This window comes from Plantibacter sp. VKM Ac-2885 (assembly GCF_015351205.1).
Classification (GTDB): domain Bacteria; phylum Actinomycetota; class Actinomycetes; order Actinomycetales; family Microbacteriaceae; genus Plantibacter; species Plantibacter auratus.
The window spans coordinates 674,063-695,371 of record NZ_JADKSK010000002.1; the positions used below are offsets into that span (position 1 = coordinate 674,063).

The window sequence follows — 21,309 nt, forward strand, 5'->3', positions numbered from 1 at the left end:
CGTTTCGGGCAGGTTCCGGGCGCGACGATGAGCGCCGGCGCGGCGAGGGTTCGGTGATGGGGGTGGTCGTCCGGCGCGCGCTGGGCGGACGGGCTCAGCGCGCGTCCGGGCGCGACGGACAGCGCCGTCGTGGCGTTCGCGGTCGCCATCGTGTGCGGCGGTCGGTGGAGGACGCGGCGAGTGGTCTCGTCGCGTGGTCAGGGTGCTCGGGTTCCCCGAGCGGTGATCAGCGGGTCGGCTGCGGCAGGTGCGCCGTGAGCTTCGTGAGCAGAGCGTGCAGGGTGTCGCGTTCGCTCTGGTCCAACGGGGTCAGGATGATGTCGTCGGCCTCGGCCATCGCGGTCTCGAACCCGGCGATGAGGTCGGTGCCGAGCGGGGTGGCGTAGACGCGCTTGGTGCGTGCGTTTCCGTCTTCCGTGCGGCGTTCGACGAGGTCCCGACGTTCGAGTCCCTGCAGGAGGCTCGAGACGCTGGCGGCGCTCGTCCGGCTCACCTCGGCGATGTCGCGTTGGCTCGATCCTGGATGCCGGACGAGGTGGCCGAGGACGAAGGCCTGTTCGTGGCTGAGCTCGCGGGCTCGGATCCAGTCCTCGCCGGCTTTGCGCTGTGCCCACCCGATCCAGCGGACCAGTTCGAGTGTGCTGCTGAGGGTGGGTGTCTCGTCGTCCATGGTTAGAACGCTAACGCTTAGAGTTCTAACTGTCAACCCTCGAATGATCGATTCGCTCAGCGCGGTGCGCTGACGTGAGATGTGCGGACTCGGTGCCAGCGCGGTGCGCTGGCACGAAACCGACGAGTTCGGCGTGGGCGCGGGTCGTAGCCCTGAGCGCGCCCCTCCGGAGACCCGCGCTCACGCGTGTGACCCGCGCTCACGTCAGCGCACCGCGCTGGCAACCCGAGAGCACCGCCGCCGGGGTGCTCCGGAAACGCAGAACGCCCCTCGCGGTGGGCGAAGGGCGTTCTGTCAAGCTGGCGGAGAATGGGGGATTCGAACCCCCGAGGGCGTTAACCCAACACGCTTTCCAAGCGTGCGCCATAGGCCACTAGGCGAATTCTCCATGGCTGTTTGTGAAAAACGGCCAGATAGCAGCATACCTGGTTCCCGGACCGCCGCGCGCCACCCGGCCCCGCCGCCGCGCTCCGAGGCCGGCCGAGCAGGAAGGCCCGGAGTCGGAGACACCGGCACGGAGCGCCACTCGCGTCAGCTCGCAGCAGGCGGTCGCCAATCCACCCGTTGGTCGCGCCGCAGCACGAGCGACCGGGGGAGGACGGCCGCGAGCACGCGTTCGAGCGGCTGACTCGCCGACCGCAGGGCCGCCTTCGCCTCAGCCAACACCGCGTCGACCGAACCGGCGCTCGCCGTACCACCAGCCGAGGAACGGCTCCGGGGATCGCCCCCGATGTCGCGTCGCTCCACAGCGCTCGGCGCATAGCTCTCCCGCTCGACCGCCGACACGAGCCGGTCGACGGCCGGTGACTCGATCCGGAACTGCCCGCGCAGCCTCGACGCGAACCCGCGTGGTGACTCCGCCGACGTCACGGGGAAGCCGAGGTCGCGGGCGGTGTCGAGGAACTCCGCCCAAGCCCAGCCCGCCGAGGTCCCCTCGGTCAGCGCACGCCGACGCCCGGCCGCTCGCCGGAGACCCCGGGCGATCGACGGGGTGGCGAGCAGCACGAGCACGCCGAGCAGGATCGCGAGCGGGACGAGGGCGGCGGTGAACGCCCCGCCGGACTGGGTCGAGGTCGGTCCGCCGAGCGCGTCCGCGGTGGGGGTGGGCGTCGACGCCGCGGTCGGAGTCGGACGGCTGTCGGGACTCACCGATCCACTGCCGGGCGTCGCCGTGCTCGCGTCGCTGAACTGCGTCACGACCCCACGGCTGGCCGTCGGCTCGAACGGCACCCAGCCCACACCCTCGAAGTACAGCTCCGGCCAGGCGTGCAATTGGTCCGAGGTGACGATGTAGGTGTCGCGGTTCGCCGGGGTGTTGTCGATCGTCGTGCCCGGCAGGTACCCGATGGCGATGCGCGCGGGGATGCCGAGGACGCGTGACATCACGGCCATCGCGGACGAGAAGTGGATGCAGTAGCCGGCCTTGCGCTCCAGGAACGTCGCGATGACCTCAGCCCCGCTGCCATCGAAGCCCTCCTCGACCGGCGCCGACTCCGAGTACTCGAAGGTGCTGCGGAAGTAGCGCTGCAGGGCGATCGCGCGGTCGTAGTCGGTGGAGGCGGTCGCCGTGACGTCCGCAGCGGTGTCACGGATGATCTGCGGCAGGTCGTCGGGCAGCTCGAGATACGGGGCGGCTGACGCCGGGTCGGCGACCGGCGGGACATCGCGCATCTGCTGTGCGGTCGGCAGGATCGCCGTGCTCGTCGCCGTGTACGTCTGCCCGCGGGTGGATCCACGCTCCGCCATCGCCGTCAGCCCGGCGGCCTCGAACCGCCAGTCACCGCGGAGCCCGTCGACCTTCTGCGTCGGATACGGCAACGGCAGCCATGGGCTCGACAGCGAGTCCACCGTGACCGTCGTCTCGAAGGCCTCCACCGGGATCGCCTCGCTGAGCCCGGCCGGCGCGGGGAAGGCGTCGAGCGTGTTGCCGTCGTTGTAGCCCGAATTGTCCGGTCCCCAGACCGTACCCGTGAAGTCGCTGAGGTCGGTGACCTTGAGGTAGGGGGCGTCGTCGGCGGTGGTCGTGTACTCGAGCGCGGTCGTGTTCGCGGGGCGCCGCAGACTCTGGCCGAGCGAGATGAGCGGGTTGATGCCGTTCACGAACGGACCGCTGCCACGGGCGCCGGCGGTCACGTCCCGGACGGCGAGGTCGGGCAGCACCGCCGGCGTGAGGAGGGCGACCACCACCGCGACGGCACTGACGAGGACGGCCGGACCGAGACCTCCGAAGCGGCCGACACCGGTCATCGCCGACGGTCCGGCGCCGCGTCCATCGCCGGCAGCCCGGGCCGAGGCGAGCGCTCGCAGTAACTCGCGGCGTCGGACGTCCTCGCGGAGCAGCCAGAGGAAGGAGAGGGCGACGAACGCGAACACCCACGGATCGAGGGGGAACGACACGGCGACGGTCGGCCCGGCGTAGACGGCGAAGACGAGGACGGCCGCGAGCACCGGCGCGTGCCGGCCGAGCACGAGCCAGGCGACCGCCAGCGCGACGATGCCGCCGCCCGCGGCCATGACGAAGACCACGCCGGCGTCGGTGTCGAGTGGGGCCGAGCCGTCGTGGAAGGTCTGGAACCCGGCGTCACGCAACCGTTCGAAGGCACCGAGCGTCGTCGGGGTCGGGACGATGCCGATGATCGCCGTCTCACTGGCGAAGAACAGCGTGATCGTCAGCAGCCATGCGACGCCGGCGCCCAGCCACACGAACACCGCCGGCAGTCTCGTGCGCCGGAGGAGGATCGCCGTGGCGAGGACGATCGCGATGACGAGGTTCGTGACGAACCACCAGTCGAGCGCGTCGAGCACCCGTCCGAACCCGAGGCCACCCGTCGCGAGGAGCAGGAAGGCGGCGAGGCCGAGACGCAGGTCGCCGACGTTCGCGGTGTCGCGTGGGTCGTCCCGGCGTCCGCCGGCGCTTCCCGACCATGACCCGCCACTGGTTCCGCCACGGGACGGGTGTCGAGGGTTCGGCGAGCCGGCACCAGGACGGACACCCGATGGCGCGCCTCCGCGAGACGACACTCGGCCACGGGCGGCCGCCGCCGCACGGCGTTCCTCAGCGACGGACATACGCACCTCCGGCACCCCGGCGGCCGCCCTGGCCGCCCCGACCACCACGGCCGGCCGACTGCGGAGCCAGCGTGGTGGTCGCCGGACCGCTCGTGCCGGACCACAGCGCCTGGAACGATGCGCCGCGCTCGCCGACGTGGCAGCGCCACCCCGCGGACTCCAGGAGCTCGATGCTCCGACGCCGAGCGCCGGCCGGGAGGAGTGCGACGGGGAGCGGCGAGAGATGCGCGACCGCGGTCAGTTCACCGAGATCGCCCTCCTCGACGTCGCCGAGGATCGCGATGACCGGTTGCGACCGGCGCGCGGCGATGACGGGTGAGAGGTCGAGGAACCGATTGGGCTGCACCGATGGTCGCAGGAGGGCCAGGTCGAGCAAGGCGGCGTCGAGGTCGTCCTCCTCGAGATGCTGCCCGCCGCGGGCGAGCGCGTCGCCCATGTCGCCCACCGGACTGGAACGCAGTCCACCGGACGCGGATCTCGCACTGATCTCGCGGGAGAGCTCCTCGGTGCCGGCACCGACGAGGTTGACGCGGTAGTCGGCGTCGACGAGGTGGGCGGTGATCGAGGCAGCGAGCGACACGGCCTGCTCGAACGCCGGCAGGTACGACGGATCGTCGTCGGGCCAGGCCCAGTGGGCTGCGGCGGTGTCGAGGAGGACGGTCGCCTCGGGGTCGTTGCGCTGCTCCTCCTGCCGCACCATCAGCTCACCGTGGTGCGCGCTCGCCCGCCAGTGCAGTCGGCGGATCGCGTCACCCGGCAGGTAGGGGCGGGCGATGATGTCGTCCTCGCCCGCACCGACGTGCAGCGATGACGGGCGCGTGGAACCGTCGCGGCTGGCGGTGAGTGCGGGGATCTCCGGCAGGACGACGACTTCCGGCAGGACGACGACCGCATGCGTCCCTCCGACGTCACGACGACGGACGACGAGTCCGAACGGGTCGCTCACGGTCAGCCCGAGCGGGCCGAGGTCGTGTTCCCCGCGACGCAGCGCCGTCACGGTGTACTCAGCGGTCCGACGGCGCGAACCGATTCCGGCGACGCCGGTACTCGGAAGGGTCCCCTCGGCGCTGCCGGTGAGTCCGGCCGGCACGCGGTCCTTCCACTCCGTGTGGACGTGGGGGAGTGCGCTCGTCTCGGCGATCGTGACCTCGACGGAGATCCGACCGCCGACCGCGACGAGGTCTGGCCGGGTGGTGCGGTCGACCCGGAGCGACGGCCGCTCGAGGTAGACCGCGCCGAAGCTGGCGGCGACGAGCGCGACGAGCAGGCCGGCCGCTGCGAGCAACTCCGGCGAGCCGATCCCGCGCGCGAAGATCAGGCACACGCCGGCCGCGATGAGCACGCCGACCGCGCGTCTCGTCAACGGCACGCGACGCTTCATGGGCTCAGGACCTCCGGTGCCGGATCACGGCGATCCGGCGGTCGCGGTGCGGGGCCATCGGATCAGGACCTCAGCTCGGTACGCCCGGAGTGCGGCACGGGCGTCCGCTCCAACAACTCGACGAGCACTTCGGAGACCGCCTGGACGCCCGAGCGGTCGTGGGCGCTCACCGCTCGGCGGGTGGGGATGAGCCGGTGGGCGAGGACCGGTGCCAGCAGCTGATCGATGTCGTCGGGCAGGACGAACTCGCGACCGTCGAGCGCCGCGAGCACCTTGGCCGCGCGGACGAGCTGCAGGGTGGCGCGCGGGCTCGCGCCGAGCCGGAGTTCGGGGTGCACGCGGGTCGCCTGCACGAGCGAGACGCAGTACTGCTCGACGATCGGCGACACGAAGACACCGCGGGCCCAGGCGATGAGGCGCTCGACGTCGCCGCGTGAGGCGACCGGTCCGATGGTGTCGAGCGGGTTGACCGTGTCACGCTGGCGGAGCATCGCGAGCTCCGCGGAAGCGTCGGGGTATCCCATCGAGATACGCGCCATGAAGCGGTCGCGCTGGGCCTCCGGCAGAGCGTAGGTGCCCTCCATCTCGAGCGGGTTCTGCGTGGCGACGACCGTGAACGGCGACGGCAGGGCGTGCGTCTCACCGTCGACCGTGACCTGCCGCTCCTCCATCGACTCGAGCAACGCCGACTGGGTCTTCGGCGAGGAGCGGTTGATCTCGTCGGCGATGACGATGTTCGCGAACACCGCTCCGGGCTTGAACTCGAACTCGCGGTCGACCTGGTTGAAGATCGAGACGCCGGTGACGTCGGACGGGAGCAGGTCGGGCGTGAACTGGATGCGGCGGACGGTGCTGCCGACGGACGCGGCGAGGGCCTTCGCAAGGACGGTCTTGCCGACGCCGGGGACGTCCTCGATGAGCAGGTGACCCTCGGCGAGCATCACGATGAGCGCCATCCGCGCGGCGAACGGCTTGCCGTCGAGGACGCGCTCGACGTTGTCGAGGATGCGTTCGGCCAGCACCTGGAACTCCTCGGCGTTCAGTGCCGGCTTCAGTTCGGCGACGGTGTCCCGCGGGGCGCGGCTGGTGTTGCTCTGCTCGGTCATGGTCGGCTCCTGCGGTCGTGGTCGAGCATGCGCTTGAACAACAGCGCGACGATGGTGGCGAGGCCGATCGTGATGAGGGTCGGGGCGAGTGCTCCGAGGAACTGCATCCAGAGGTAGTTGTCGGTCGGGCCGCTGTCGCCGACGAACCCGCGGTAGAGCAGGGTGAACGACTGCCACAGCCCCACGCCGCCGCCGAGCGTGAAGACGACACCGACGATCCAGAGGACCCGTTCCCAGACGACGGCGCGGACGCGATGGGCGTCGACGGCGTCGAGGTACTCCTCGTACCGCTGCTGGTCGAGCTGGGTCTGCTGCGCGGCGGGACCTGCCGCCGCAGGCTGATCCGCGACCACGGCGGTGTAGCCGGTCCGGGCTTCGAACGGGTGGGCGCGACGGTCGGTCTGTGAGGGCATGCCGCGGGACGGCTGGGCGCGCGGGCCGTCGTCGAACCGGTCGTCGGTCGGCGGGCGGACGGGGCGACCGTCGGTGGGCGGCTGGATGAGCTGCGGGGCGATCTCCTCGAGCGAGGCGAGGTGGCTGCGGCGGCCGCTGTCACCGACGTTCGGGCGCGTGCGCTCGTCGGTGTGTCCGCGTTGGAACGCGGGGTCGTAGCGTTGGTCCATCATCGGCCTCCGTCGCGCTGCGTACATCGTCCGGGCCGGAACCCGTTGCCCGATCCTAGGACTGATAACGAACAGGTAACACCCCTGGACGTGTCGCCCACAGGAACTCCATATGTGCCCCAGGTTGCGCGCACACGGTGCCGGTGCGGGTCAGGGAACTCTTCGGAGCCCGCACCCGCATCGGTTGTGTGGGCCCGAGCACTGAGCACGTACCCGGTCGGTGAGACGTCTTCCGGTCCCGGAAACCCTTTCCGGTCCCTGAAACCCTGTCCGGTCCCTGAAACCCTCTCCGGTCCCTGAGCTTGTCGAAGGGCAGGGCGTCCCGTGTGCACTTCGACAGGCTCAGTGACCGGTGTCCGTTGCCCGTCCCCGTTCCGGTCCCTGAGGCCCTCCACGGTCCCTGAGCTCGTCGAAGGGCGGGGTGTGGCGTGTGCACTTCGACTGGCTCAGTGACCGGTGTTCGTTGCCCGGCTCCGTTCCGGTCCCTGAAACCCTTTCCGGTCCCTGAGCTTGTCGAAGGGCGGGGTGTCCCGTGTGCACTTCGACAGGCTCAGGGATCGGGTCTGACGGAGACGACGACAGGCCCGGGAACGGGGATCCGTTCACCGAGCCTGTCGAGGTGCAGGGACCTACAGCGACGCGAGCGCCTCGCGGATCGGGGTCTCGCCGCCGATGACCTCGAACTGCGTGCGGGACGCCGAGCCCGACTCGATGAGCGCGAACAGCACGGCGGCGACGTCGGCGCGCGGGATCGAGCCGCGGTCGGTGGTCGTCGCGGCGGTGATCGTGCCGGTCGGGGCGTCGTCGGTCAGACCGCCCGGACGGACGATCGTCCAGTCGAGGTCGCGCCCGCGGAGGTCGGCGTCGGCCTCGGACTTCGCCCGCAGGTAGACCTGGAACACGTCGTCCGACTCCGGGTCGAAGTCGTCGGTGCTCATCGCGGACACCATGATGTAGCGCGGGACCTTGGCGAGCTCGGCGGCCTCGGCGAGGAGGATGGCGCCGTCGCGGTCGAGGGTGAGCTTGCGGTCGGCGCCGCTGTTCGGGCCGGCTCCCGCCGCGAACACGACGACGTCGGCTCCGGCGAGTTCGTCGGCGAGTTCGGCTGCCGAGGAGTGCTCGAGGTCGAGGACGATGGCGCGGGAGCCGATGCCCTGGAGTTCGCCCACCTGCTCGGGGTTGCGGATGATGCCGGCGGGGGAGTGTCCTGCTTCGGCGAGCAGTCGCTGCAGGTGCAGGGCGATCTGTCCGTGTCCTCCGGCGATGACGACGTCGGTCATGTGAGTCCTCTCGTTCGATGCGGTCCCGGTCGGTGCGCCGCCCGTTCGTGGGGACGGCGGTCGATCGGTGGTCTGGGGCCAGTGGTCCCAGATCCGCCAGTCAACGCCTCAACCGGGGCGTACGCAACCCGGTCGCGGCTCGGGTACACTAGGTGACGGCTCCCCGCGTGGCGCCATCCAGGCCAACTCCCCCAGGGCGGAAACGCAGCAAGGGTAACCGGGCTCTGGCGGGTGCGCGGGGAGTCTTTTCGTGCCCGCGGTGCCCTGCTCCCGCACCCTGGCCGCTGGCGCCGCAGCAGGACATCCGCCCGGCACCAGGACATCCGGCGCTGCTTTCTCCTGCTCCCGCGCCGATCTCCTGCTCCAGCGCCGTTCTCCCGTCGCCCGCCGACGACGAAGCCCCGAAGTCCTGCGGTGGCAGGACTCCGGGGCTTGCGAGCACGTCAGGTCAGCTGAGCTGGGCGCGACGCTTCCGGACGGCGACCAGCGCGAGGCCGCCGAGGAGCAGCATCGCAGCGAGTCCGAGCGGCGCCGCGGTGTCGGCACCGGTCACCGCGAGGGTCGGGCCGTGACCGGACGCTGCGGGTGCCGCTGCGGCGGCGAGCGTGAACTGCACCGGAGCCGACGGTGCCGAGGTGGGCACCGGGACGGCTTCGCTCGGGTCGGCGATCAGCGTCGCGACAGCGGTGTAGTCACCGGGTGCCACGGCCACCGTGACCGACCAGTGGCCGTTGTCGTCGACGAGGATCGGGGCGCGTGGGTCGGCCGGAGCGGCGTCCTGGCCCTCGGGCAGGGCCACACGGGCGTTCGCGTCGGCACCGTTCGCCACGTCTTCGAGTTCCTCCTTGAGCGCGTTGTAGAACGCGGTCGGCAGGAGGGCGATACCGAGGTAGGTACCCGGTGTCGCGGTTCCCGAGAATGTCACGACATCACCCGTGAGGGCCTGGCCCTGCGTCGGCGTCTCGATCACCGGTGACGGCAGCAGCGGGGGCGCCGGAAGGGTGAAGGGGACGCTGTCGAAAGCGACCCGACGACCATCCGTCGCGACGATGGGCTGGCTCACGAGAGCGCGCGTCCCAGTGCCGTAGGTCGCGGTGATGCTCCAGGTCCCGTCGACCACGGTCGTCTCGAGTCGTCCGCCCTCGGAGATGTTGAGGTAGACGTTCAGCCCGTCCCGCCCGGTTCCCGAGAAGGTGACGGTGCGATCGGTGAATACCTGGCCGGCGGTCGGCGACAGGATCTCGAAGTTCCACACCTCGGCTTGGCTCGGGAAGACGACCTGTCGCTCGATCGACTCGTTGGAGCCGTCGACCTGCTGGGTGGACATCGCGACGATCGTGACGGAATCGACCATGGGGATCGTGATGGTCGTGGTCCAGGCCTCATCGACGACCGGGACGTCGTCGGCGTACACCGTCAGGAACCCGTCGCCCTGGTCTGCGGCGATGTCGACGACCGTGCCGGACTCTCCCACGCCAGAGAACGTGACGGTCTGGCTCGTCAGGATCTCACCCGCTGTGGGCGTCAACATGTCGAATTTTGGAGCTGCCGCGCGGGCGGCCGCGTCCTCGGAAGGTACCTCGTCCGCGGGTGCCGGCGACTCCTCGGGAGCGGGGGATTCGGTCGGCGCGGTCGACTCGGCGGGTGCGGGCGATTCGGTCGGCGCGGCGGTCTCGGAGACCGACGGGACCGGCTCGGTCGCAGCGGACGCGGGCCCGGCGGTGAGCAGCGCGCCGCCGAGGGCGAGTGAGATGACGACGGGCAGCGAAAGCGCTTTCCGCCAGGACGAGGTGCGTGGCAAGGTGTTCCCCCCAGAGAAAGTCCTGCCGCGGCACGGAGGCCGAAGCAGGACGGATGTGACAGCTGTTGTTCCTGAACCTAGCAGTTTCCTGTGAGCTGGCATTGGGGTTTGCCCTATGGTCTGGAGACCTTCGCGCAGGTCGACCGATCATCGCCCTGCGACCTCGACATTGTGCGCTTACCCAGCCCCGGCAGAGCCCGCCCCCGTAGGCTGGAAACCGTGGCGCGAAGCATTTACATCATCTCTGCCGAAGGACACTCCGGGAAGTCGACGGTGGCCCTCGGGGTCCTCGACACCCTGAGCCATCAGATCGAGCGGATCGGGGTGTTCCGCCCCATCGCACGGTCCACCACGAAACCCGACTACGTGCTCCAGCTGCTGCTCGAGCACGACGGCGTCGACCTCGCCTACGAAGACTGCATCGGCGTCAGCTACGACGACGTGCACACCGATCCCGAGGCGGCGCTCTCGCGCATCGTCCAGCGGTACAAGCACATCGAGGCGCAGTGCGACGCGGTCGTGATCCTCGGCTCCGACTACACCGACGTCGGTAGCCCGACGGAGCTCGGCTACAACGCCCGGATCGCCACCAACCTCGGTGCGCCCGTCCTCCTCGTGCTCGGCGGTCGCGCCGGTCAGGGTGCGGGGGAGCAGCTCGGCCAGTCCGTCGCCCGCACACCCGACGACATGCGCAACATCGCCGAACTCGCCCTGGGCGAGCTCGCCGACGCGCACGCCCAGTTGCTCGCCGTCGTCGCGAACCGCGCCGATCCCGACAAGCTCCTCGAGATCACCGCCGCGATCAGCGACGCCATCCACCCGAACGGTTCCGCGAACGGTTCCGTCGTCGCCCCGGCCGGTCATGCCGCCGGTGCCGCGATGGTCCCCGTCTGGGCGATCCCCGAAGACACCTTCCTCATCGCGCCGACCATGGACAGCATCCTCGAAGCCGTCGACGGCACCCTCGTGAAGGGCAGCGAGGAGCTGCTCACCCGCGAGGCGCTCGGCGTCGTCGTGGCGGGCATGTCCATGGTGAACGTGCTCCCGCGCATCACCGAGGGATCCGTCATCGTGATCCCCGCAGACCGCACGGAGGTGCTGCTCGCCGCACTCATGGCCAACGCCTCCGGCACGTTCCCGTCCATCGCGGGCATCGTGCTCAACGGCGGGTTCCCGTTGCCCGAGGTCGTGGAGGAACTCATCTCCGGTCTCGGCGAGATCCCGCCGATCGTCAGCACCGACCTCGGCACCTACGACACCGCGGTCCGCGTCATGAACACCCGTGGCCGTCTCGCCGCCGACTCGCAGCGCAAGTACGACACCGCGCTCGCGCTGTTCGAGCAGAACGTCGACGCACCGCTCCTGCTCGAGCTGCTCAACGTCGCGCGCGCCGACGTCGTGACGCCCCTCATGTTCGAATACGGGCTGCTGGAGCGTGCTCGGTCGAACCGCAAGCACATCGTGCTGCCGGAGGGCGACGACGACCGCATCCTCCGCGCGGCCGGCACCCTGCTCGCCCGTGAGGTCGCCGACCTCACCATCCTCGGTGAGGAGATCGAGGTGCGGTCGCGGGCCATCGAGCTGGGCATCGACCTCAGCAAGGCGACCATCGTCAGCCCCTTCGACGCGGTCCTGCGCCTCAAGTTCGCCGAGGAGTACGCCCGGTTGCGGGCCCACAAGGGCGTCACGATCGACATGGCGAGCGACGCCGTCACCGACGTCTCCTACTTCGGCACGATGATGGTGCACCTCGGGCTCGCCGACGGCATGGTCTCGGGCGCCGCCCACACGACGGCGCACACCATCCGGCCGTCGTTCGAGATCATCAAGACGAAGCCCGGCGTCTCCGTGGTGTCGAGCGTCTTCCTCATGGCGCTCGCCGACCGCGTGCTCGTCTACGGCGACTGCGCGGTGAACCCCGACCCGACCGACGCCCAGCTCGCCGACATCGCGATCTCCTCGGCCGAGACGGCGGAGCAGTTCGGGATCGAGCAGCGCATCGCGATGCTGTCGTACTCCACCGGTGACTCCGGTGCGGGCGCCGACGTCGAGAAGGTCCGCTCAGCGACCCGGCAGGTGCGCGAGCGTCGGCCAGACCTCCTCGTCGAGGGCCCGATCCAGTACGACGCCGCTGCCGATGCCGCGGTGGCCGCGACGAAGATGCCCGACTCGCAGGTCGCCGGCCGCGCGACGGTGTTCATCTTCCCCGACCTCAACACCGGCAACAACACGTACAAGGCGGTGCAGCGTTCCGCTGGCGCCGTCGCGATCGGTCCGGTGCTGCAGGGCCTCAACAAGCCGATCAACGACCTGTCGCGCGGTGCGCTCGTGCAGGACATCGTCAACACCGTCGCGATCACCGCCATCCAGGCGCAGGAACAGGAATAGGTCCAGACACACATGCCCACCGTCCTCGTGGTGAACTCCGGTTCCTCGTCGTTCAAGTACCAGCTCATCGATGTCGAGACGGAGCGGACGCTCGCCAGCGGACTCGTCGAACGCATCGGCGACGCGACGGGTGCCGCCGAGCACCGGTCCTACCTCCCGGATGCGGCCGGCGCGACGACGCCGCCCATCGAGGAGCGTTGGGTCATCGAGCGCGAGATCCCCGATCACACGGCCGGGTTCCGGGTCATGCTCGACGCGTTCGCCGAGCACGGGCCGTCACTCGACGAGCATGCGCCGATCGCGGTCGGCCACCGGGTGGTGCACGGTGGGAAACGCTTCTTCGAGCCGACGGTCGTGACGGACCTCGTGAAGATCAACATCGAGGACATCTCCGAGCTGGCGCCGCTGCACAACCCGGCGAACCTGCAGGGCATCAACGCGGCGCAGGTCGCGTTCCCCGACGTCCCGCACGTGGCGGTCTTCGACACGGCGTTCCACCAGACCATCCCGGCAGCGGCGTACACGTACGCGATCGACGCTGAGCTCGCCGCGAAGCACCGCGTGCGTCGGTACGGCTTCCATGGCACGTCGCACAAGTTCGTGTCGGAGGCGGCTGCGGCGTTCCTCGACCGTCCGCTCGGTGAGCTGAAGCAGATCGTCTTCCACCTCGGCAACGGTGCGTCGGCGTGCGCGATCGACGGTGGCCGCTCGGTCGACACCTCGATGGGCATGACGCCCCTCGAAGGACTCGTCATGGGCACGCGCTCCGGCGACCTCGACCCCGCGGTGCTGTTCCACCTGCATCGCAAGGCGGGGCTCGGGTTCGACGAGCTCGACACGCTGCTCAACCGCCGCAGTGGTCTGCTGGGGCTGTCGGGCACCGGCGACATGCGCGACGTCACCGAGTCGGCGTCGAAGGGCGACGAAGCGGCGCAGCTCGCGCTCGACGTGACCGTCCACCGCTTGCGGCACTACCTCGGCGCGTACCTCGCGGTCCTCGGTGGGCTCGACGTGGTGGTGTTCACTGCCGGTGTCGGTGAGAACGCACCGTTGATCCGCGCGGGTGCGGTGCAGGGGCTCGAGGGGCTCGGCATCATCCTCGACGAGGACCGCAACGCTGAGCGTGCGCGTGGCATCCGGGTGATCTCGACGGACGACTCCCCGGTGACCGTCCTCGTCGTCCCCACGAACGAGGAACTCGAGATCGCCCGCCAGACGGTCGCCGCCCTGGCGTAGTCCCGGCGCTTCGACTCGTCTCGTCGCTGAGTCCCGCCTCCGGTCCCTGAGCGACCCCGCTGGTCCCTGAGCGACCCCGCTGGTCCCTGAGCTTGTCGAAGGGCCCACGGGCGACCTGTTCGATCGGCGGACTTCCGCGCGCGCACTTCGACAGGCTCAGTGACCGAAGCTGTTCCCTGGGTCCTTCCGCCGGTCCCTGAGCCACCCTCGCCGGTCCCTGAGCTTGTCGAAGGGAGGGTCTCTCGTGTGCACTTCGACAGGCTCAGTGACCGGTGTTCGTCGCCCGCTCCTGTTCCGCGAGTCCCTCTCCCGGTCCCTGAGCTTGTCGAAGGGCGCACGGGCGACCCTCGCTCTCATGTCCCCCGAGCGGAGGACAGAAGAATGAGTGGTTCCCCCTATTAACTTTCCCTGAGAATCCACTTAGTCTCAGAAAACCAACAGGTACGTCGCGCCTGTCGGACCCCTATACGAAAGTACTCACCTCAGTGAATTTGAAGACGTCACGCCGCGCTGCGGCTCTCGCCACCGGCCTCGCAGTTGTCGCCGGATCCACCCTCCTGCTCGCCGGACCCGCGTCCGCAGCTGAGATCCAGGTCACCGATGACCAGGTCGCTGCCAACGAGACGGTGTACACCGGCTGGCACGAAGGCTACGGCCTTCCCGGCTCGACCACCCCGCCCGGCGCTGACGCAGTCGTCACCGAGGCCGGGCTCGACATGACCGGTCCGTCACAGATCATCAACGGCCTCGCAGCTCCGCTGGCCGTCAACGGGACGACCGCCACCTTCGCGACGATCGCGGCGACGGCTGGAGTCGTGTCGACGAACAACCTGGCCTACTTCCAGATCCCGGTCTACGCCGAGACCGGTGTGACCACGAGCTTCACCACGCTTCGTCCCGAGAACCCGGGCGCAGCGGGTCTCACCGGCAACTGGGTCGCGAGCAGCGATGACATTGCGGGGATCGCCGCGAACACGCCGACGTCCATCGCTGACCTGAGCACGGCGCTCGGCAGCTTCGACCTGCTCGCCTTCGGTGTGCTCGTCATCGCCGGTGGCGACGACGTCGTCCAGACGATCTCCTTCAACGGCGACAACTACAACTTCGCCGCTCCGGTCGTCGCTCCGGTCTTCGACCCCCTGGTGGTCGTCGACCCCGACACGATCTACTTCTCCGACGTCCGTCCCGGTGGTGCAGGCTTCAAGGTGACCGTCACGGGCTTCACCCCGGGTGACACCCTGACGATCGCCGTCATCGACCCCAACGGCGAGGTCTTCGGCTCCGCTGACGGTGGCGACACGGTCATCGCCGACGCAGACGGTGGCTTTGCCGCTGAGAACCTCACCTTCGTGGGCGAGGGCATCCAGGTCGGTACGTACACCTTCCGCGTAACTGACAGCGCGGGTGTCTTCGCCGAGGACGCGATCGCCGTCATCGCTGACCCGGTCGCCGCTGGCGCTCCGGTCCCGACGCTGGCTGACACGGGCTCGGACTCGGGTGTCCTCGTCGGTGGCGCTGCCGCGCTGCTGCTCCTCGGTGCTGCCGGCATGCTGTTCGCAGCTGCTCGCCGCAAGGGCGCGCAGGTCACGGCCTAGTCTCACCCTGCGAAGCCCCGTCCTCGACTCCGGTCGAGGGCGGGGCTTCGTGCTGCCGCCGGGTGCCCTGACACGCCTGAGCTTGTCGAAGAGTCTTCCGGGTGACTGGTCCGATCAGGAAGGTCGTCCGTGGTGCATTTCGACAAACTCAATGACCGGTCTTCGTTCCGGAACGCTTCCCCCGGTCCCTGAGCGCTTCCCCGGTCCCTGAGCTTGTCGAAGGGCAAGGTTTCTCGTGTGCACTTCGACAGGCTCAGTGACCGATACCGCCCCGCCGGTCCCTGAGCTTGTCGAAGGGCATACGGGAGAGTTCTTGCTTCGAGCCCAGCGGGGGAGGAAGGCGGAGCGGCAGCTCCATTGCTGCACTCCGCCCGGTCGCACGTGCCGGGACCGCTTGGCCCAGGCCATGCGCGCCGGCCATTTGCGCGTTCGGGTAACGAAAATGACCGGAAACAGTGCTTCGGAGCGTCCGGCCGCGTGGATTGGGTTGACGTCAAGATAATCGTCCGGTCGGGCTGAGCACGTCACGCAGCGCGCAGCCTCGGCTTGCCGCCGCGCCGTGGAATGCGATGCGGGTCGATATGCGCGGGCGGGATGAACCAGGGCACGTGGTCGCGCACGATGACCTCCCATCCGTCGTTGTGGATGCGATGGTGATGGAAGCCGCACAACAAGATGCCGTTGGACAGGTCGGTCGGTCCGCCTCGCGACCACCAGACGAGGTGATGAGCCTCGGTATAGGACGGTGGATGGGTACAGCCGGTCCAGGCGCAGCCGCCATCACGCTCGGCGAGGGCCATCTTCTGCCCTTTGGTGAACAACCGTGTGCCAACTCCGAGGTCGAGTACCTGGGACGGCCCGCCGAGCACCATCGGGATGACCCGGCCATCGGCCGCCATGCACCGTGCGGTGCCGGCGGAGATCGGTTCGGAGACGCCGTCGATGTAGGCCTTGCCGTCGGACCACTGGCCGTCGTCGGCCAGATCGGGTTCGTCCATGCGGATGATGAGGGAGACGGGCGCCAGTTCCATGACCGCCGACTCGCAACCCGCGGCGTGACGGAAGACCCCGACGAGGGCTTCCACGCGACGCTCGTCCATCGTGCGGGTGTCGGGCATCTCTGCGGCCGGAACGTAGGCGTCGTCGAGGGGATCCGCGGAGGGCAGCTCGCTGCTGTTCGCTGCCGCCGCGGCCGTTTCATCGGAGGGATCGACGAACCGGACCTGCCGCAGTTGCTTGCCGACGACGGCGTCCATCGTCGCGCGGACCCATCCCGCCGCCTCGGGCGCGAGGAAGGCGCGGAGCTCGGTCATGCCGTCGGGGAGTTCGCGGAGGGTGCAGCGCTGCTGCTTCCGGAGCGCGATCTCGCGCGGCACGGGGCCGTCTTGGTCGAGGCTGGTGCGGACGAGCTTCGAGAGACTGGTGACCTCGGCGAGTGGCGCGCCGTCGCAGTGCTCGATGCCGGCGCTGACGGCTCGGTGGATGCGTTCGTCGTCGACACCGGAGCCCACCAGTCGCAGTTCGCGCAGCAGGATGCCCGCACCCTCGACGCTGAGGGCGGACCGGACGAAGCCGGATGGGGTGGTCGCCTCGTCGTGGTCGATCGTGCACGTCGGGTTGTCGCCTTCGGACAGCGGCAGGCACGGGGCGTCGGCGGCTGGCCGGGGTTCGATGGCCGCGGCGATCTCGGGGCGGTCGCATTCGATGACGTCGCCGGTGAGGGCGCGCTTGGGGGTGATCGCCTGGGCGACCGAGGCGATTGTGGCGGCGCGTCCGCGAGGCATGCGCCACCGCTCCGAGAGCATGACGGCCGGCGTCGCGTACCCGTGGCTGCGGGCCAACGGGTCGTGGCCGACGATGCCGCTGCGGGAGCGCTCGGACACCGAGCCCATGACACGTGCTGCCAGGACCTCGACCACGTGCTGCACCGCACCCAGTTGGTCGAGGACGCGGACCACGCCCGCGTCGTTCATGCCGGCGAGCTGCTCGATGGCGTCGTCGCCCGGTCGGATCGGGTCGAGGGCGCCCGACCACGTGCGGAGGAACTCGGACACCGTCTCGCCCAGCGTGCCCAAGGGGTCGGTGGAGACCGGACCGAGGGGAACGCGTGGGCTGCTGGACATGGGACCATCCAAACATGAGCCACTGACATTCGAACGCGGACCGATTATCCCCCTGATCTGGGGTATTTAGCCAACAGATGTTGCGCGTAGGTGCCTCGTTGGGGTCGGCGAGCGGGGAGGGGCTTCTCGCGCGGCCCGCGTACACTCGCCACATGCGCCCCCTGTCCGCTCGCGAGCGCGACCTCATGGTCGCCCTGATCGCCCGCGGAACCGATCACGGTGCGGACCGGGCCGTCACCGCCTCCGATCGAGAACGATGGGCGGGACTACTCGCAGACACCTCGGTGCACGGGATGTGCGGCTGCGGCAGCTGTCCCTCGATCGACCTTGTCCCTGAGAGCGACGACCGGCCCTCCACGGCGCGACAGACCGTCCTCGAAGCGAGTACCTCGACCGCGAGCCTGCTCCTCTGTATCGAGGGTGACCGTCCGACGTACCTGGAACTCGCACCGTGGGGCGATGAGCCGATCACCGAGTTCCCGTTGGTGGCAGACGTCGAGTTCTGAGGTCGCACCTCGACGGAGGTTGCCACCCTTCGACAAGCTCAGGGACCGGGAAAGGTACTCAGAGACCGGGTGGGGTGCGCAGGGATCGGGAGGGGTGCTCGGGGACCGGGGAGGCGCTCGGGGACGGGAGTGGTGCGCAGAGAACCGGAGCGTTCGCATCCGTCTCGATCCGGTTCGGTCCCTGAGCTTGTCGAAGGGCACCACCGCCCGCTCAGTCCCGCGTGCCGAACAGCCCTTCGCCGTGCTTCGTCAGCACCTCGTACGCGTCGGCGTAGTTGTCCGGCAGCGGCGCTCCTGGTTCGTACTTCGCGAGGAGGATCCCGATGAGTCCGAGGGCCGGCGGCGTGAGCGGTCGCTTGCGGTCCTTGTCCTTGTCGGCGCGGGCGTTCGCCTCGGGGTTCGGCGGCACGTAGGCGGGCGTCACCGTCGGCCACAGCACCGGCTGCCTCGGTGAGGTGAGGTTCACGGCGTTGAAGATGCTCGTGGCGGTGCGGTCGCGTTCGGTCAGCGGGTCGAGCCCGTGCAGTTCGGCGAGGGTCTTCATGAGTGAGCCGTGATGCATCTCCTCGTTGATGACGCTGCCGGCCTTCGTGTACGCGGAGATGACGATGGTCGGCACCCGCAGGCCGAGGCGGTCGAAGGTGAAGCCCATCTCGCCCGCCTCCGGTTCACCTGACGGCGGGGTCGCCTTGGGCGGTGCGACGTGGTCGTAGATGCCGCCGTGTTCGTCGAAGGTGACGAGCATGACCGTGTTCATCGCGTTCGAGCCGGTGGTCGACGCCCCGTGTTTGATCGCCGTGTAGACCTCGCCGAGCAGTTGCTCGCCGGCGCGCATGTCGGAGTAGGCGGAGTCGAGCTCCGGGTCGACGTCGTCGCGGCTCGGGTTGTCGGGACGGACGACCGGCGGGTGCATGTCGTTGTGGTCGAACACCATGCGTGGTTCGACGAAGGCGTAGTCGGGCAGGTTTCCGTTCGCCGCGTCCTCGTGGAACTGCTCCATGCTGCGGAAGTTGCTCTTCCAGTACTGCTCGATCGACGGTGCGCTCAGGAGGCCGGTGAGGGAGACGACCTGTTGGGCGTCGTAGTAGACGCGCCAGGTCTTGCCGGCCTCCTCGAGGCGGTTGAACACGGTGGGGACGGCCGGGGCGCTCAGCCACTTGCCGATGCCGTCGCCTTCGATGTTGGTGACGTACCCGTGGGAGGTGCTCGCGTGGAAGAAGGAGCGGTTGCAGAAGGTCTGGGAGGGGACCGCCGCGTACCAGTGGTCGTAGACGCCGAAGTTCTTGGCGAGTGTTGACAGCACCGGCAGCATCTCGGGGGAGAAGCCGCCCATCACGGTGGAGTACTCCTCGGGTGTCGGCTTGCGGCCGCGGGCGAGCGTCGAGTTGACGATGTAGTCCTTGACGAAGCCGTCGTTCTTGGGGGAGGAGGTGTCGGCGGGGAGGTTCCACGGCGGCTGCAGCGGATTGCGGAGGTCGCCGTTGCTCTCGGGGTCGATGGTGCCGAAGAGCTGCGTATTGACGTGTGGGTAGAACTCGCCGGGGTCCGGGTCGGGCTGGGCCATGATCTGGTCGGTGGGACCTGTGTAGACGTGGGCGGGGACGGCCTCGCCGGACTCGCCGGGGTTGCTGTAGTCGCCCTGGGCGAGGCCGTCGAAGGTCTGGCCGGCCGGCTCGCCTCCGGCGGGGTAGAGCCATCCGAGCATGTGGTCGAATGAGCGGTTCTCGAACATCACGACGACGACGTGGTCGAACCCCGGTTCGCTGCGCTTGGGGAGCGGCGTGAAGCCGTAGTCCTCCTGCGGGTTGGACGCGGTGGCGGCTGCGATCCCGCCGGCGACCGCACCGCCTGCTGCCAGCCCGGCGACGCCGAAGCCCGCGGCGCGGAAGAAGTCGCGGCGGGAGGTGGGGCGTTTCGGGTGCGGAGCGAGTGCCGGAGTGCCGTCGCGTGCGGTAGCAGGATCATCATCGTGCGCCAATCGTGCCTCCCGTAGATCGGCAGAGCCGCCGGGGGCGGGCCCTGCTGTATTGATCAGCGTAGGCCGAGACGGTCAGCGGTGCAGAAGTGTTGGGGATGTTTGCGACCGAGCATCGTGCTTGATCGACGCACCCGGCCCCGGTGGCAGTGGTCTTTCCCTCGCTTGCTTGGGGTGAACCCAATGCAGCACTCAACCCGGTCACGCGCCACATGTGGGACATACTGGAGTAGTGAATCGACAAGGCGTCTCCTGGGCGGTCGGCGGCTCTGTCGTCACCGCGGCACTGGTCTTCGCCTGCCTTCAATTCTTGTCACCGATCCTGACTCTGCTCATCGTAGCTGCGGGTCTCTTGGTCGTATGGGCGATCTTCAAGCCATTGCAAGCCGCTTGTGTGCTCGTCTTCCTCACAGCGGCATTTCCGAAAGCTGGGATCAAGGTCGACGGCTTCCCCTTCCCCGTCTTCCTGTTCGGATTGATCATCGCCGTCGTTCTAGCTGCTGCTGCTCTCGGCTGGGGTCGGCGCGACACAGTCATGGATCTTCTGCTGATGACCTATCTCGTGTGGGTCCTATGTCGAGTCGTGGCCGTGGGCCTGCCCGCGGGATTCTCAGCAGCATTCCAGTTCCTGGCATGGGCGGCCATCCCAGTCGTCATCCTCGTTGTCACCACACATTTCAAACATGACGGTACGGCCATACGTAAGAGCCTCGAGCGTGGGTTTCTCCTCGCTTGTGCCTACGCTCTTGTGCAATTCGTCGGCGGCGTTGAAGAGACGGCGATCCCGGGATTGTCCTATGCTCTGGGCGATGACATCACCCAGAAGAACAACGTCATCTACTCCAGCTCTGTCGCCGACTTCTCGAAGATTCCATCGACCTACCAGAACGGCAACATTTTTGGCTTGGCTGCGACGGTCTTTTTCTCCGCGGCTCTCCTCCGCATTGCGAAGCGTCAGTCAAGCCGTCAGGACGTCGTCGTCCTACTTGGCGCTCTTGCAGCTATTGCCCTCTCAGGATCGCGGACGGCCATTCTCGCTGCGGTCGTCGTAACTCTCGTCGTCTTCCTCCGCGGCGGCAGTCTGAGCCGAAAACTTGGAATCACGGCGGTGGCGGTCGGTGTCGTCATGACGGTCATCACTGTCCAGCCAGGATTCATCGAACGCTATTCGCTTGACAACATCGTCGAATCGGGAGGTGCTGGCCGGAGCGACGTTTGGAGGTCCATCCTGTCTCAGCTGACCCCGCTGGAGTACTTCTTCGGTATGGCGAAGTGGCGAACGCCCGCAGAGGGTGTCGTCGGCATGATGATGCAGCTCGGGATATTCGGCATGTTGTTACTCTTCGCAGTCATTGCCCGCTCCGTCGTTAGACGAAGCGGGATGTGGGTGATCGTCCTGACACTCGGAATCGGCGCGGTTGTCGACTCTAGCTACATGCTCTTCCCAACCTGGTTCATCCCGGCGATGCTCGCTGCGGGTGCTGTGACCGGCGTGATCCGCAGCCCCCAGGAGTCATCAAACCCCCACGTTCCGATCCTCGTTCACACTCGCTGAT

14 protein-coding genes, 1 tRNA gene and 1 other RNA gene are annotated in these 21,309 nt (G+C 68.8%); 6 read left to right on the top strand and 10 right to left on the bottom strand.

Going from position 1 to position 21,309, the window contains the following annotated elements:
• Window positions 1-226: 226 nt before the first annotated feature.
• The 7 genes from ITJ66_RS15745 to ITJ66_RS15775 all read right to left on the bottom strand — a co-directional run bounded on the left by ITJ66_RS15745 (window position 227) and on the right by ITJ66_RS15775 (window position 8,129).
• Window positions 227-670: a MarR family winged helix-turn-helix transcriptional regulator gene (locus tag ITJ66_RS15745; protein WP_138945078.1), complete on the bottom strand. Its 444-nt coding sequence runs from the start codon at window positions 668-670 to the stop codon at window positions 227-229.
• 300 nt (window positions 671-970) lie between these two features.
• Window positions 971-1,058, bottom strand: a tRNA-Ser gene (locus ITJ66_RS15750).
• 143 nt (window positions 1,059-1,201) lie between these two features.
• The gene (locus ITJ66_RS15755) at window positions 1,202-3,739 is read right to left on the bottom strand and encodes a DUF3488 and transglutaminase-like domain-containing protein (RefSeq protein ID WP_194645208.1); all 2,538 of its coding nucleotides are present in this window, start codon (window positions 3,737-3,739) and stop codon (window positions 1,202-1,204) included.
• A complete protein-coding gene (locus ITJ66_RS15760; RefSeq protein ID WP_194645209.1) occupies window positions 3,726-5,120 on the bottom strand; it encodes a DUF58 domain-containing protein in 1,395 nt (464 codons plus the stop codon). The genes ITJ66_RS15755 and ITJ66_RS15760 overlap by 14 nt, the downstream gene beginning before the upstream one ends.
• Before the next feature lie 62 nt (window positions 5,121-5,182).
• The gene (locus ITJ66_RS15765; protein WP_086475010.1) at window positions 5,183-6,226 is read right to left on the bottom strand and encodes a MoxR family ATPase; all 1,044 of its coding nucleotides are present in this window, start codon (window positions 6,224-6,226) and stop codon (window positions 5,183-5,185) included.
• Window positions 6,223-6,852, bottom strand: coding sequence for a hypothetical protein (locus tag ITJ66_RS15770; RefSeq protein ID WP_194645210.1), 630 nt, complete (start codon window positions 6,850-6,852; stop codon window positions 6,223-6,225). Before ITJ66_RS15770 ends, ITJ66_RS15765 begins: the two co-directional genes overlap by 4 nt.
• Window positions 6,853-7,478: 626 nt before the next feature.
• Window positions 7,479-8,129, bottom strand: a complete 651-nt coding sequence (locus ITJ66_RS15775) for an SDR family oxidoreductase (RefSeq protein ID WP_191941690.1) — start codon at window positions 8,127-8,129, stop codon at window positions 7,479-7,481.
• 154 nt (window positions 8,130-8,283) lie between these two features.
• Here ITJ66_RS15775 and ffs point away from each other — a divergent pair.
• Window positions 8,284-8,380, top strand: an RNA gene (gene ffs, locus ITJ66_RS15780) — signal recognition particle sRNA small type.
• A gap of 197 nt (window positions 8,381-8,577) precedes the next feature.
• Here ffs and ITJ66_RS15785 read toward each other — a convergent pair.
• Window positions 8,578-9,930 carry an LPXTG cell wall anchor domain-containing protein gene (locus ITJ66_RS15785; RefSeq protein WP_194645211.1) on the bottom strand — a complete coding sequence of 451 codons (1,353 nt, stop codon included), beginning with the start codon at window positions 9,928-9,930 and terminating at the stop codon, window positions 8,578-8,580.
• Window positions 9,931-10,149: 219 nt separating this feature from the next.
• Between ITJ66_RS15785 and pta the strand changes: the two genes are divergently transcribed.
• The 3 genes from pta (at window position 10,150) to ITJ66_RS15800 (ending at window position 15,149) form a co-directional block, all read left to right on the top strand.
• The gene (gene pta, locus ITJ66_RS15790) at window positions 10,150-12,318 is read left to right on the top strand and encodes a phosphate acetyltransferase (RefSeq protein WP_064296374.1); all 2,169 of its coding nucleotides are present in this window, start codon (window positions 10,150-10,152) and stop codon (window positions 12,316-12,318) included.
• Between the two features lie 12 nt (window positions 12,319-12,330).
• A complete protein-coding gene (locus ITJ66_RS15795) occupies window positions 12,331-13,554 on the top strand; it encodes an acetate/propionate family kinase (protein WP_079706815.1) in 1,224 nt (407 codons plus the stop codon).
• Window positions 13,555-14,039: 485 nt separating this feature from the next.
• Complete coding sequence (locus ITJ66_RS15800; RefSeq protein WP_194645212.1) at window positions 14,040-15,149, top strand: hypothetical protein; 1,110 nt, start codon at window positions 14,040-14,042, stop codon at window positions 15,147-15,149.
• A 524-nt stretch (window positions 15,150-15,673) separates the two neighbouring features.
• Here ITJ66_RS15800 and ITJ66_RS15805 read toward each other — a convergent pair.
• Window positions 15,674-17,272 carry an HNH endonuclease signature motif containing protein gene (locus ITJ66_RS15805; protein WP_194645213.1) on the bottom strand — a complete coding sequence of 533 codons (1,599 nt, stop codon included), beginning with the start codon at window positions 17,270-17,272 and terminating at the stop codon, window positions 15,674-15,676.
• Between the two features lie 152 nt (window positions 17,273-17,424).
• Between ITJ66_RS15805 and ITJ66_RS15810 the strand changes: the two genes are divergently transcribed.
• Window positions 17,425-17,778: a hypothetical protein gene (locus ITJ66_RS15810; protein ID WP_194645214.1), complete on the top strand. Its 354-nt coding sequence runs from the start codon at window positions 17,425-17,427 to the stop codon at window positions 17,776-17,778.
• Window positions 17,779-17,989: 211 nt separating this feature from the next.
• Here ITJ66_RS15810 and ITJ66_RS15815 read toward each other — a convergent pair whose 3' ends face one another.
• Window positions 17,990-19,756, bottom strand: a complete 1,767-nt coding sequence (locus ITJ66_RS15815) for an alkaline phosphatase family protein (RefSeq protein WP_194645215.1) — start codon at window positions 19,754-19,756, stop codon at window positions 17,990-17,992.
• A gap of 229 nt (window positions 19,757-19,985) precedes the next feature.
• Here ITJ66_RS15815 and ITJ66_RS15820 point away from each other — a divergent pair, with 229 nt between their 5' ends.
• Window positions 19,986-21,308 carry a hypothetical protein gene (locus tag ITJ66_RS15820; RefSeq protein ID WP_194645216.1) on the top strand — a complete coding sequence of 441 codons (1,323 nt, stop codon included), beginning with the start codon at window positions 19,986-19,988 and terminating at the stop codon, window positions 21,306-21,308.
• Window position 21,309: the final 1 nt, after the last annotated feature.